Source organism: Cupriavidus pauculus (assembly GCF_008801835.1).
Classification (GTDB): Bacteria; Pseudomonadota; Gammaproteobacteria; order Burkholderiales; family Burkholderiaceae; genus Cupriavidus; species Cupriavidus pauculus.
The window spans coordinates 26,146-39,197 of the sequence record NZ_VZOW01000037.1 but is presented as its reverse complement, the minus strand read 5'-3'; the positions used below and the strand labels follow the sequence as shown (position 1 = coordinate 39,197).

Genomic DNA, 13,052 nt, shown 5'->3' with positions numbered 1-13,052 from the left:
CGCCGCGCCAGCCGGGCTTGCACGCCATCAAGCCGATTTCGACGGCGGCAACGCTTTATAATCGCTCTTTTGCGCGCACACGCCAGTGTCGCGCGCCCGCTCCCCCGGCCCCCTCAAGACATCCCATGCCCGCTCAACTGATCGACGGTAACGCCCTTGCCAAACAAATCCGCGCCGAAGCTGCGCACCGCGCCACCCGACTGACCGCCGCTGGCCATCAGCCTGGGCTGGCCGTGGTGCTCGTTGGCGAGGATCCCGCCAGCCAGGTTTATGTTCGCAACAAGGTCAAGGCATGTGAGGACAACGGGTTCCACTCGTCGCTCGACCGCTATCCGGCCGACCTGTCCGAGGCCGATCTGCTGGCCCGGATCGACGCCCTGAACAACGATCCGAAGATCCACGGCATTCTGGTGCAGTTACCCCTGCCGAAGCACATCGACAGCCACAAGGTGCTGGAAGCGATCGCACCGGAAAAGGACGTCGACGGTTTCCACGTGGCCAATGCCGGTGCGCTGATGACCGGAGCGCCGCTGTTCCGCCCCTGCACACCCTACGGTTGCATGAAGATGCTGGAGTCGATCCAGTACCCGCTGCGCGGCGCCCGCGCGGTGGTGGTCGGCGCGTCGAACATCGTCGGCAAGCCGATGGCGATGCTGCTGCTGCAGGCCGGCGCCACCGTCACGATCTGCAATAGCAAAACGCGTGACCTCAGCGCCCACACGCGCGACGCCGATGTGGTCGTCGCCGCGGTGGGCCGCCGCAACATCATCACGGCCGACATGGTCAAGCCCGGCGCCGTGGTCATCGACGTCGGCATGAACCGCGACGATGCCGGCAAGCTGTGCGGCGACGTGGACTTTGCCGGCGTGCGCGAGGTGGCCGGCTACATCACGCCGGTACCGGGTGGCGTCGGCCCCATGACGATCACGATGCTGCTGATCAACACGCTGGAAGCGGCCGAGCGCAAGGCTGGCCTGGCCTGAGGAAGGTCCCGATGGCGCCTAAGGGCGCCACACAGCAAAGTCGTACTGGATATTTGGCCGCGAAGGCCTCATCTTGCACAGGAAAACGTGCCGCGCGCGTTCCGTCGCGGCACGCCAACCGGGAATCGCCATGACTGACACCACCGATCGCGCCAATAATCCTTTGCTCGATTTTTCGGATCTGCCACGCTTCGCCGACATCCGGCCCGACCATATCGGTCCGGCGCTGGATGTGCTGCTGGCCGATGCGCAGGCCGCCGTGGCACGCGCCGAAAACCCGGCCACGCCGGCAACCTGGGCCAGCGCCGTGGAGGCGCTGGAGACCGCCACCGAACCGCTGGGACGCGCCTGGGGCGTGGTCGGCCACCTGAGCGCCGTCGCGGATACGCCGGAGTTGCGCAAGGCGCACGCCGACAATCTGCCGCGCATGACGGAATTCTGGTCCTCGCTGGGCCAGAGCCTGGCGCTGTACGAAAAATACAAGGCCGTGGCGAGCGGGCCCGAATTCGCCGCGCTTTCTCCGGCGCGCAAGCAGCTGCTTGAAAACGAACTGCGCGGTTTCCGCCTGGGCGGCGCCGAGCTGCCCGAAGACAAGAAGCCGCGTTTTGCCGAAATCCAGGAGCAGCAGGCGCAGTTGTCGAAGGCGTTTTCCGACCACGTGCTCGACGCCACCAACGCGTATGCGCTGTACGTGGACGACGAAGCGCGTCTGTCCGGCATCCCGGCCGACGCGAAGGAGGCCGCAAGGCTCGCTGCCGAGAAAGACGGCAAGCCAGGCTGGAAATTCACGCTGCATTTCCCGTCGTACTTCCCCGTGCTGCAATACGCCGACGACCGCGCGCTGCGGCAGACCATGTACGAAGCCAGCGTGACGCGCGCGTCCGAACTGGGCCCGCAGTACAACAACGGCCAGGCGGACTGGGACAACACGTCGAACATGCGCGAGCAGTTGACCCTGCGCCGCGAAGAAGCGCAGATGCTCGGCTACAACAACTACGGCGAAGTTTCGCTGGTGCCGAAGATGGCCGAATCGCCGGCCGATGTGCTGAAGTTCCTCGACGAACTGGCGGTCAAGGCGCGTCCTTACGCCGAGGCGGACTGGAAGGAACTGCGCGAGTTCGCCGCCGGTCTCGGCCTGAGCCAGATCGAGCCGTGGGACGTTGCCTATGTATCGGAAAAGCTGCGCCAGAACCGCTACGCCTTCTCCGACGACGAGGTCAAGCAGTACTTCCAGGAACCGAAGGTGCTGGAAGGCCTGTTCGGCGTGGTCGAAAAACTGTTCTCGGTAAAGATCCAGCCGGACAGCGCGCAGACCTGGCATCCCGATGTGCGGTTCTTCCGCGTCGTGTCGCCGCAAGGCGCGCTGCTGGCCCAGTTCTACATCGACCTGTACGCGCGCGAAGGCAAGCGCGGCGGCGCCTGGATGGACGATGCGCGCGGCCGCAAGGAGCGCAGCGACGGCACCGTGCAAACCCCGGTGGCGTACCTGACCTGCAACTTCACCGCGCCTGTGGGCAACCGGCCGGCGCTGTTCACGCACGATGAAGTGATCACGCTGTTCCATGAATTCGGCCACGGACTGCACCATATGCTGACGCAGGTCGGCGACCTCGGCGTGTCGGGCATCAACGGCGTGGAATGGGATGCCGTGGAACTGCCGTCGCAGTTCATGGAGAACTTCTGCTGGGAATACGAGGTGCTGTCGACCATGACGGCCCACGTGGAAACCGGCGCGCCGCTGCCGCGCGCGCTGTTCGACCGCATGCTCGCCGCCAAGAATTTCCAGAACGGCATGATGACGCTGCGCCAGATCGTGTTCTCGTCGTTCGACATGCACCTGCACACCGACTTCGATCCGCAGGGCCCGGTGTCCGTGCTGGAACTGTCACGCCAGATCAACGACACCCGGCACGTGGTGCCCCAGTCGCCGCTGTCGCGCTGGCCGAACACGTTCAGCCACATCTTCGCGGGTGGCTACGCTGCCGGTTACTACAGCTACAAGTGGGCTGAAGTCTTGTCCGCCGACGTCTACGCCGCGTTCGAGGAAGCCGGACAGCTGTCGGGCAGCGTGCTCGATGCGCAGACCGGCGAGCGCTACCGGCGCGAGATCCTGTCGGTAGGTGGCAGCCGTCCGGCGATGGAATCGTTCGTCGCATTCCGTGGCCGCGCGCCGCAGATCGACGCGCTGCTGCGGCACGGCGGGATGGCGCAGACCACCGCAACGGCCTGAGCGTCGATCCCGGCTCACCCAGGCGCGCCGGTCATGGACACCCCCTTTCCGATCCGCACGGAGTGTCCGCCTGGCGCCTGTGACTGCCGGCGCGAAACGCTGGACGGCCCGGGCGCCGACCGCCGCATCCTGCTGCTGACCCAGCAGGAGGAGAAAAAGCTGGTGGCGCGCCTGGAAGCCGTCGAGACCCTCGACCAGTTGCGCCGCATGCAGGAAAAGATGCGCGCGCAGCTGGGCATCGTCATCACCATTACGCCCAGCGACAACGAAGTGCGGACCGTGCAGGGATTTCATATCGAACTGGCGGAGCAGCCCGGCCTGTGCCGCAAGACGCGCGCCGCGATCCCGGCCGCGATCCGACGTTGCATGAAGATCCATGAGCAGATAGCCTTCGATATCCTGAACGAGCGCGATCTGCTCGGCGGCCTGTTTGGCCAGCCCCCCGAACAAGAATAATCACCCATGAGAATCGCGAGCTGGAACGTCAATTCCCTCAAAGTGCGCTTGCCGCAAGTGCTGCAATGGCTGGAGGCACAGGAGGCCGCGGGCACGCCCATCGACGCCCTGTGCCTGCAGGAACTGAAGCTGCCCGATGACAAGTACCCGCTGGCGGAACTGGAAGCCAACGGGTTCCACAGCATCTTTACCGGCCAAAAGACCTACAACGGCGTCGCGATCGTCGCCCGCGACGGCGCCATGCCCGCGCCGACCGATGTGGTGCGCAATATCCCCGGCTACGAAGATGCGCAACAGCGCGTCATCGCCGGCACTTATGGCGACGTGCGCCTGATCAGCGCCTATTTTCCGAACGGCCAGGCGCTCGATTCCGAGAAGTTCGTCTACAAGCTCGACTGGCTCAAGGCGATGACCGACTGGCTGCGCGCGGAGATGATCAAATATCCGAAGCTGGCGCTGCTGGGCGATTTCAATATCGCGCCGGAAGACCGCGATGTGCACGATCCGGCCAAGTGGGAAGGCCAGAACCTGGTATCGCCGCAAGAGCGCGACGCTTTCAAGACGCTGATCGCAATGGGTCTGGTCGATTCGTTCCGCATGTTCGAGCAGCCCGAGAAAACCTTCTCCTGGTGGGACTATCGGATGATGGGTTTTCGCCGCAACGCCGGCCTGCGCATCGACCATATTCTGCTGTCGGCCGAACTGGCGCAGCGCTGCACGACCTGCCTGATCGACAAGGAACCGCGCCGCTGGGACCAGCCGTCCGACCACACGCCGGTGGTGGCAACGCTCGCGCTCGACTGAGCCGATGACCGCCGCCGTCCATACCCGCCAGTCCGCGCTGCACCGCCTGTTTCCGTGGACGCGGCGCGTCACGCCGCTGACGTTGCGCGCCGATGTGGTTGCCGGCCTGCTCGGCGCGGTGCTGGTGCTGCCGCAAGGCGTGGCATTCGCCACGCTGGCCGGGTTGCCGCCGCAATACGGGATCTACACGGCGGTCATTCCGTGCATCATCGCCGCGCTGTTCGGCTCCAGCTGGCACGTGATGTCGGGGCCGACCAACGCCAATTCGCTCGCGCTGTTTGCCATGCTTAGCCCAGTGGCGTTTGCCGGCAGCCCCGCCTATATCGCCCTGGCGCTGGCCGTGACGATACTGGTCGGAATCCTGCAACTGGCGGTCGGTGCGTTGCGGCTGGGATCGCTGGCGAACTTCATTTCGCCGTCCGTGTTGCTGGGATTCACATGCGGCGCAGCCACGCTGATCGGACTCTACGCGCTCAAGGATCTGTTCGGCCTTGCCGTGCCCACGGGCACCAGCGCGTTTGGCGTGGTGCGATTCCTGTTCGACAATTTCGACACGGCGAACTTCAACGCGCTGATCGTGGGCGCCGTCACGCTGGTCGTCACGCTCGTCATCAAGCGCCTGGGCCGACGGCTGCCGTTCATGCTGCTCGGCCTGCTGGCAGGATATGCCGTGGCGATGGTGCTCAACCACAGCGGTTGGGGCGGCGCGCAGCACGTGAACGTCGTCGGCCCGATCCCCGCGGCCATTCCACCGTTCCATGTGCCCGATATCAACTGGCGCACCGTTCCCGATCTGCTCGGCATTGCCGCGGCGTTGACGATCGTCGCGCTGGGCCAGTCGATTTCGATCGCCAAGGCCGTGGCGCTGCGCTCCGGCCAGCACGTGGACGCCAATCGCGAATTCATCGGCCAGGGGCTGTCCAATATCGCAGGCGGACTGTTTTCTAGCTATATCTCGTGCGGCTCGCTTAACCGCTCGATGCCGAATTTCGAAGCGGGTGCGCAGACGCCGCTAGCCAGCGTGTTCTCGGCGCTGTTGCTGGTGGCCCTGGTGTCTGTCAGCGCGCCGCTGCTGGCGCAGATCCCGCTGGCCGCCATCGCGGCGATGCTGCTGCTCGTCGCGTGGGGGCTGTTCGATTTCAAGCGGCTGCGCCGGATTGCGCGGCTATCGCGCACCGAATTCGCCATCGCGCTCGGCACATTTGTCGCCACGCTCGTCATCCGCCTCGAGATGGCCGTGCTGCTTGGCACGATACTGTCGCTGGTGGCCTATTTGTACCGCACCTCGCGGCCTGCAGTGCGCAGCCTGGTGCCGGACGCCGACGACCCCGGGCGCCGATTTACGCCGCTGGACGAGCTGCATCGCCCGCAGCCCGAATGTCCGCAATTGAAACTGCTGCGCATGGAAGGTGCGATCTACTTTGGCGCCGGGCAGTATGTGACCGATCGCCTGCACTGGCTGCGCACGGTCGACGCCGACCAGAAGCATCTGCTGGCGATGACCAAAAGCATGAACTTCATCGACCTGGCAGGCGCCGAAATGTGGGAGTCCGAACTTGCCGAGCGGCGCGCCACGGGCGGCGATCTGTACTTCCACCGCCCGCGCACCCAAGTGCTGGAAACGTGGGAGCAAACCGGCTTCACCGAGAAGCTGGGCCGCGACCACATCTTCCCCACGAAGCGGCAAGCGCTCCACACCATCATCGCCCGCCTCTCACCGGAAATCTGCGCCCAATGCAAGGCGCGCATCTTCGAAGAGTGCGCCGGGCGGCCTGGCGGCGCCGATCAAGCCAACGCCGCGCGCGGCGACGCGCACAACGGTCCGCCATCTCATACCACTGCCCGCACGGAACATCCCGCCTGAGCGGCAACGGCGGAATCCGGCGGTTGAGGAACAACGGAAAAACGGCGGAAATTCAGCGGAATTTCCAGCGCAAAGTTGTCGGGAAGCCAGCAGAAAACCGGAACAAAAGCGCCAGAAGAGAATTTACGGATGTGGCGCGCCGGTAGGGATGTGGCGCGCCGGCCGACCTGCTGTGAAGCAAGGCCGAGGCCGGCAGCGGAGGGTTGCTGCCGTCGGTCGGTTAAACCGGCGCCACGTGCGCGCGCTTGACCACGACCGGCTGGGGCACGCCCTGCTCGATCAACACCACGGCGGCGCGTTCGATCGTGTCACGACCGGCGCGGAACGCCTCTTCCAGCGACAGCACCTGGTCGGCACTGAAGCCTTCCCACAATGCTTCGCGTGTCACCACGCATGTCACTTGCTCACCATCGACAATCGCATGAAACAGCAGACCTTCGTTGTTGATGTCGTAGCGGTCTTGCTCTTGGAATTTGATTTCCATCATCACAGCCCTCCATATGCAAGTGGAGAAGAATCCTAACATGGCTTTGCGGAAATCGTCTTCGATCCCACACGCCGAACACCCAGAATCGGATTCGTCTTAACGCACGCATTGACCTGCGGCGCGCCACGCTGGTTCCGCAAAACGGGCACGCTCGATATCGCTCGCGAATGAGCAGTTCACGCATCTGTGTCAGCGCGATGTGCAAGCCCAAATCCGACCGATTCGCTCACGGATCTGCGCGCGATACGCACGTCCGGCACCGTGCGCGTCCTCATGCATTTAACCTTTGACAAAATAGAAAATGCTGCTAGAATCTCGGTCTTCGTCGGGGCGTTAGCTCAGTTGGTAGAGCAGCGGACTCTTAATCCGTAGGTCGAGTGTTCGAGTCACTCACGCCCCACCAGACACAAAAAAGCCGGAAGCAGAAATGCTTCCGGCTTTTTGCTTTCCAGGGCTGGCATCTCCGACTTCGCCGGGCCCGCCGGCGGCTTGCGCGTGCCTTGCCGCCGGCGTCAGCGACCAGGGCGCGGCACGTTGATGCGCGCCCCTCATCGTCAATGCGCGCGGCTCATCAAATCCCGGCGCGCTGAGCCTGCTCGAACAAGCTGCGCGCCAGGCGACGATGATCGGCCAGCACGGTCGGCAGATCCACTGTCACAAGATGACCGTCGCGCACCACCACGCGGCCGTTGATGATGCTGGTCGACACATTGGCCGGCGTGCAGAACACAAGCGCCGCCACGGGATCATGGCCGCCGCCGGCGAAACCGACCGCCGACATGTCGAAAGACACGATATCGGCTGACATCCCCGGCGCCAGCGCACCGATGTCGTCCCGATTGAGCACCCGTGCGCCGCCGAGCGTAGCAATCTCCAGGGCCTCGCGCGCCGTCATCGCGGCCGGGCCGTATCCCACGCGCTGCAGCAGCATCGCCTGACGCGCCTCGCCGAGCATGTGCGCGCCGTCATTCGACGCGCTGCCGTCCACGCCCAGCCCCACCGGGACGCCCGCATCGCGCATCTTGCGAATTGGCGCAATGCCGGAAGCCAACCGCATATTCGAGCACGGACAGTGCGCCACGCCGGTGCCCGTCCGGGCGAACAATGCCACGCCCTCGTCGTCCAGTTTCACGCAGTGGGCGTGCCATACGTCACGGCCGACCCATCCCAGATCCTCGGCGTACTGTGCTGGCGTCATGCCGAATTTTTCGCGCGAATACGCGATGTCGTTGTCGTTTTCGGCCAGGTGCGTATGCAGCGACACGCCGTAGTGGCGCGCCATGCTGGCCGACTCGCGCATCAGATCGCGCGACACCGAAAACGGCGAGCACGGCGCCAGCACCACGCGCAGCATCGCATGGCGCGAGGCATCGTGATATTGCTCGACCAGCCGCTGGCTGTCGCGCAGGATCGCCGCCTCGGTTTCGACAACCGCATCGGGGGGCAAGCCGCCCTGGCTACGCCCGACACTCATCGATCCGCGCGCCGCGTGAAAGCGCATGCCGATTTCCTGCGCAGCAGCAATGGAATCGTCAAGCCTGGAGCCGTTCGGATACAAATAGAGGTGATCGCTGGTGGTCGTGCAGCCCGAGAGCATCAATTCCGCCATCGCGGTCTGCGTGGACACATGGATCATTTCCGGCGTCAGGTGCGACCAGATCATGTACAGGTTCGTCAGCCATCCGAACAGTTCCGCGTCCTGCGCCGCCGGTACGGCGCGGGTCAGGCTCTGGTACATATGGTGATGCGTATTGACGAGGCCGGGCATCACCACGTGCCCGCGCATATTGACCACTTCGGCGCCACCGTCGTCGATCATCCGGCGATACGCCTGCGGCAATTCCGCCGTCGCGCCCACCCATTCGATGGCGGGACCATTGGTCACAACGGCGCCGTCGGCAATTTCGCGGCGTTGCGCGTCCATGGTCACCACTACGTCGGCGTGCTTGAGGATCAAGGTCATGGCAAGGATGTGTCTTGTTTGTGAACGAGCCGAAGTCTACGCAGTTCCCGCGGGCGCGCCAAAGCGCAGAATTTCGCGCTAGGTGTGCGGAAATTGTGGACACCTCAGGAGCGAAACAAACCCGCCAAGGTCCTGGCCACCGCTTCCGCCATCAACACCGCCGCGGGCGAGAGCGTGCTGCGGCTGCGCGCCACCAGCCGCAAAGTTTGCAGACGAACATCCGCGTCACGCAACGGCACGAAAATGACGGAGCCGCGCGCGCGTTCCTCCATCACATCGAGCGGATTGAGCAACGCCACCCCTGCGCCGGTGGCCACCAGACGCTGGATCAACACGACCGAAGTTGCTTCCACGGCCGGCGTGACCTGAATCGATTGGCGCGCAAACGCATCGTCGATCATCGCGCGGATCGACAGCGACGGCGCTGGCAGGATCAGCGGATAGCCCGCACATTCGGTCAGCCGCGCCGAGGTTTGCAAAGCGAGCGGATGACCGGGCGCAACCACCGCGCCAATCGACCAGTCGCGACTGGCGGCTACGCGGAACGCCGCCACCTCGGGCAGATCGTAGCCAAGCCCGAGGTCGGCATCGCCCTGCTCGACCGCCGCCACAATGCCGTGCACCGGCAGATCGGCCACGCGCACCACGATGCCGGGATGATGCTGTCGAAAGTCATGAACGAGCGACGGCATGAGCGCGCCCGCCAGGCCCGACGTGGTGGCGATGGTCACCATACCGCGTCGCGCGCCCTTGATCTCGGCCACACGGGCTTGCAATGCGTCGTGTTCGCGCAGCGTCTGCCGTACGTGCGCCAGCACGGCTTCACCCAGCGGGGTCAGGTGCAGGCGTCGGTTGATGCGGTCGAACAGCGGCGCGCCCAGCTCCGCCTCGAGGTCGAGTATCTGCCGGTTGATCGCGGTCGGCGCCACGTGCAGATGCTCGGCCGCGCGCCGGATTGAACCGCGGCGGACAACCTCGTCGAGATAGCGAAGGACACGGGCGTGCATGGATTCGGACTGAGTATTGGCTCGCGGGCCGCGTGACGATTGTTCGGTCGCGGATCTCGATCGCTCGCATCGGATCGCGCTGTTGTAATGGCGCTGGTTTGGTGGCTCTGTTTTGGCGACACATTGTAAGCCGCAAAAAATTTGGATCCGGGGGCTTGCGTCGTCTTCGGTACCTTGCTACAATCTTTTTCTTCGTTGGGGCGTTAGCTCAGTTGGTAGAGCAGCGGACTCTTAATCCGTAGGTCGAGTGTTCGAGTCACTCACGCCCCACCAGAAAATTCCCAAAAAGCCCGAAGCACAATCGCTTCGGGCTTTTTGCATTTCTGCGGCATGCCGGCCATAGTCTTGCGCGGCCTTGCGGCCCACTCCCATTTCCCCAGCCTTCCATTTTCCCCACCTATTTTCGTCGTCCCTTGCGCATCGCTTTGCGCCGACTTCTCGCCGCGACATTGGCAAGCGGCTACCGGGTTGTCGTCTTGCCGAAAATTCCCGCATGCGCGGCATCACCGGCCACCACGGTTCGGCGCGCGACTTGCCGATAGTGGTCCGATCTCAAAGGGTTCCCCCCTATTTCGCACCCACGCCCTTTCGGGGTTGAATGCTCGTCGACGCACATCACGGAACTGAGTTCCGTATTGCGGAACATAGAAGACAGCAATACTGGGAGGCATCTCTTGAAAGCAGTTCTGAACGCGGGCGCTATTGGCGCCCTTGCCGCGCTTGGCTTGATGCAGGCGGGCGTGGCTCACGCGCAGTCCTACCCCACCAAGCCGATCAGGCTGATCGTTCCGTTTGCCGCGGGCGGCACCACCGACATCGTCGGTCGCGCAGTATCCGACGCCCTCGGCCGCGAACTGGGCCAGCCGGTGGTGGTGGAAAACCGCGGCGGCGGCGGCGGCGCGATCGGCGCGGATGCGCTCGCGAAATCGGCGCCCGATGGCTACACGCTCGGCATCGCCACGGTCAGCACGATGGCAACCAATCCGGCCACCAACCCGAAGAATCCGTACGATCCTCTCAAGGACTTCGCACCGATCACCAATCTGGTCAATGTGCCGAACGTGCTGACCGTGAACCCGAAGGTGCCGGCGAAAAACCTCAAGGAATTCGTCGCACTGCTCAAGGCAAACCCGGGCAAGTACAGCTATGCTTCCGCCGGCAAGGGCAGCATCTCGCATCTCGACGGCGAACTGTTCAAGTTCATCACCAAGACCGACATGGTCCACATCCCGTACCGGGGATCGGGTCCGGCGCTGAACGACACGCTGGCCGGTCAGGTCAACGCCCAGTTCGACAACCTGCCGTCGTCGATGCCGTTCATCCAGACCGAAAAACTGCGCGCGCTGGCCGTTGCCGCGCCGAAGCGGGTGGAAGGTCTGCCCAACGTGCCGACCTTCGCCGAAGAAGGCATGAAGGACATGAACAACATGGCCTGGTACGGTCTGGTTGCGCCGGCCGGCACGCCGGCCGCGATCGTGACCAAGGTGCACGCTGCCGCGATCAAAGCGCTGCAGGATCCCAACGTCAAGAAGCGTTTGCATGACGCTGGCGCCTATCCGGACGGCAACACGCCGCAGCAATACGCCGCGCAGATCAAGCGTGAACTGGAACTGCGCAAGAAGATCGCGACTGACCAGAACATCACCCTCGAATGATTGACGTGTGATGTGCTGGTAACGTGACGGAACGATCGCCCGAACATTGTTACTACAATTTTGGCGAGCGAAGCGCCGTGAACACCGGTAAAGTGTCAATGTCGACAACGCAATGTTTGTCTCGTCGAATCCGGCGATTCGACCGTCACTTGAGAGGATGAAGATGCTGAAAAAGATCGTACCGACGCTGATCGTTGCTGCCCTGACCTCGCTGGGCGCCATGCAGTTGGCGCATGCGCAGAAGAACTACACGGACGGCGGCGATCTGTACAGCGGCAGCCACTCCAAGAACAAGGCCAACCCGAACCAGAACCCGGCCAAGTCCGGCAAATTCGACCCGTACACCGACGGTGCGAAGAAGTCGACCAAGTCCGATCTGGCGCCGAGCAAGAAGGCCGATCCGTACACCGATGGCGCCAAGTCCGGCAAGTTCGACCCGTACACCGACGGCGCCAAGTCCGGCAAGCCCGATCCGTACACCGACGGCGCAAAGACTGGCAAGGCTGATCCGTACACGGACGGCGCCAAGAAGCAATAAGTAGTACGCAGTGCCCCGGGCGCAAGCCCGGCTTGCATGGCCTCTGTTCTCAGGCAGAGGCCATGTTTTCGTTTACGGCCGTGCGCGGTTCGCGGCTTTCACAATGGCTGGTTTTACCCCTCGGTTTCTCCTGGCCGATGTCCGGATCGGCGCACCGGATTGCCCGCTTGGGCTCGCCACGCCATCGCGCCCGAGGCTCATCGTCCGCCGCCAGCGAATCGCCGGGCGGCGTCCACTGCGCCTCATCCAAAAGATTGACTAGGACATACCCGACCTGTCACGCCCATGTCTGGACATTACTGCTAGTGTTCGCGCTATCGATTTATACAGCGCGACCCGCCCGATTCAGAGGCAGGCGCCGAACGCCGCCCGGGCCGGCCAATGCACCGGCCCAAGAAGTGTCAGGCGGCTGAACATCCCCTTATTTGGGAGACCTGAGCCAATGCAGCCCAAAGCACTCGATATCCACGAGCCCGTTGTGCTTGCCCTTGTCGATGCGGTCACCGCGTGGCAAGGCGCCCTGGACCAGACCTTGCGCGTCGCGGGGCTGACCTATCCGGAATGGCTGTTGTTGCAGGCCATTCGGCGGCAACAGTTCACGCGCGGACAACCCTGCGAGGGTGCAATTTTCCTCGACGTGCCGCAAACGGAGCGCCTGCTGTACGCGCTGGGCGCCGGCGGCTGGCTCGAGTTTGCGGCCGACGGCACGCCGCGCATTGCCGCAGCCGCAGCGGCGCGGCTCGAACGCGCGGCGAAGGCGGTACGCGCGCTCCATTCCGTCTCGGTGTGCGACTTGAGCACGGCCGAACGCGCCGCGCTCAGCAGCTTGCTGCACCGCATGACCACCACGCTCGACGATCATTCCGCGCGCCACACCCGCCATGCCGCGTGGGAGCGGAACGAACAATCGCTGGCCGTGCCCGATGACATCCGCATTGTGGCCCGTGAAGCCATGACCGCCTGACCGCGTAAACTTCCGCGGCAACGCGGTCTGGCCCAGCGCTGTGTCATCGGCAGCCCCCGACCGCTCTTGCGCATCGACCATCCGAATGACGCCCTGCCGCC

General features: G+C 64.1%; 11 protein-coding genes and 2 tRNA genes. 10 read left to right on the top strand and 3 right to left on the bottom strand.

What is annotated here, in order from left to right:
* The first annotated feature begins 125 nt into the window (after positions 1–125).
* From folD to F7R19_RS25120, 5 genes are all read left to right on the top strand, one after another.
* Positions 126–983 (top strand): bifunctional methylenetetrahydrofolate dehydrogenase/methenyltetrahydrofolate cyclohydrolase FolD, encoded by an 858-nt coding sequence (folD, locus tag F7R19_RS25140; protein WP_061959386.1) that lies wholly within the window; start codon positions 126–128, stop codon positions 981–983.
* Between the two features lie 130 nt (positions 984–1,113).
* The gene (locus tag F7R19_RS25135; protein WP_150982391.1) at positions 1,114–3,213 is read left to right on the top strand and encodes a M3 family metallopeptidase; all 2,100 of its coding nucleotides are present in this window, start codon (positions 1,114–1,116) and stop codon (positions 3,211–3,213) included.
* A gap of 33 nt (positions 3,214–3,246) precedes the next feature.
* Positions 3,247–3,669, top strand: coding sequence for a hypothetical protein (locus tag F7R19_RS25130; RefSeq protein ID WP_150982390.1), 423 nt, complete (start codon positions 3,247–3,249; stop codon positions 3,667–3,669).
* Positions 3,670–3,675: 6 nt separating this feature from the next.
* Positions 3,676–4,473: an exodeoxyribonuclease III gene (gene xth, locus F7R19_RS25125; RefSeq protein ID WP_150982389.1), complete on the top strand. Its 798-nt coding sequence runs from the start codon at positions 3,676–3,678 to the stop codon at positions 4,471–4,473.
* A 4-nt stretch (positions 4,474–4,477) separates the two neighbouring features.
* The gene (locus tag F7R19_RS25120) at positions 4,478–6,337 is read left to right on the top strand and encodes a SulP family inorganic anion transporter (protein ID WP_150982388.1); all 1,860 of its coding nucleotides are present in this window, start codon (positions 4,478–4,480) and stop codon (positions 6,335–6,337) included.
* 220 nt (positions 6,338–6,557) lie between these two features.
* On the opposite strand, the gene F7R19_RS25115 is transcribed toward F7R19_RS25120, so the two are convergent.
* Positions 6,558–6,821: a DUF1488 family protein gene (locus tag F7R19_RS25115; protein ID WP_061959393.1), complete on the bottom strand. Its 264-nt coding sequence runs from the start codon at positions 6,819–6,821 to the stop codon at positions 6,558–6,560.
* Positions 6,822–7,151: 330 nt separating this feature from the next.
* Between F7R19_RS25115 and F7R19_RS25110 the strand changes: the two genes are divergently transcribed.
* Positions 7,152–7,227: transfer RNA gene (locus F7R19_RS25110), tRNA-Lys, on the top strand.
* Between the two features lie 168 nt (positions 7,228–7,395).
* On the opposite strand, the gene F7R19_RS25105 is transcribed toward F7R19_RS25110, so the two are convergent.
* Positions 7,396–8,787 (bottom strand): 8-oxoguanine deaminase, encoded by a 1,392-nt coding sequence (locus F7R19_RS25105; RefSeq protein ID WP_150982387.1) that lies wholly within the window; start codon positions 8,785–8,787, stop codon positions 7,396–7,398.
* 104 nt (positions 8,788–8,891) lie between these two features.
* Positions 8,892–9,794 carry a LysR family transcriptional regulator gene (locus F7R19_RS25100; RefSeq protein WP_061959392.1) on the bottom strand — a complete coding sequence of 301 codons (903 nt, stop codon included), beginning with the start codon at positions 9,792–9,794 and terminating at the stop codon, positions 8,892–8,894.
* Between the two features lie 197 nt (positions 9,795–9,991).
* On the opposite strand from F7R19_RS25100, the gene F7R19_RS25095 reads away from it, so the two are divergent.
* From F7R19_RS25095 to F7R19_RS25080, 4 genes are all read left to right on the top strand, one after another.
* Positions 9,992–10,067 (top strand) — tRNA-Lys (locus tag F7R19_RS25095).
* Positions 10,068–10,468: 401 nt separating this feature from the next.
* Positions 10,469–11,449 carry a tripartite tricarboxylate transporter substrate binding protein BugE gene (locus F7R19_RS25090; protein WP_150982386.1) on the top strand — a complete coding sequence of 327 codons (981 nt, stop codon included), beginning with the start codon at positions 10,469–10,471 and terminating at the stop codon, positions 11,447–11,449.
* Positions 11,450–11,612: 163 nt separating this feature from the next.
* A complete protein-coding gene (locus F7R19_RS25085; RefSeq protein WP_150982385.1) occupies positions 11,613–11,987 on the top strand; it encodes a hypothetical protein in 375 nt (124 codons plus the stop codon).
* A gap of 442 nt (positions 11,988–12,429) precedes the next feature.
* Positions 12,430–12,951 (top strand): MarR family transcriptional regulator, encoded by a 522-nt coding sequence (locus F7R19_RS25080; protein ID WP_150982384.1) that lies wholly within the window; start codon positions 12,430–12,432, stop codon positions 12,949–12,951.
* The last annotated feature ends 101 nt before the right edge of the window (positions 12,952–13,052 follow it).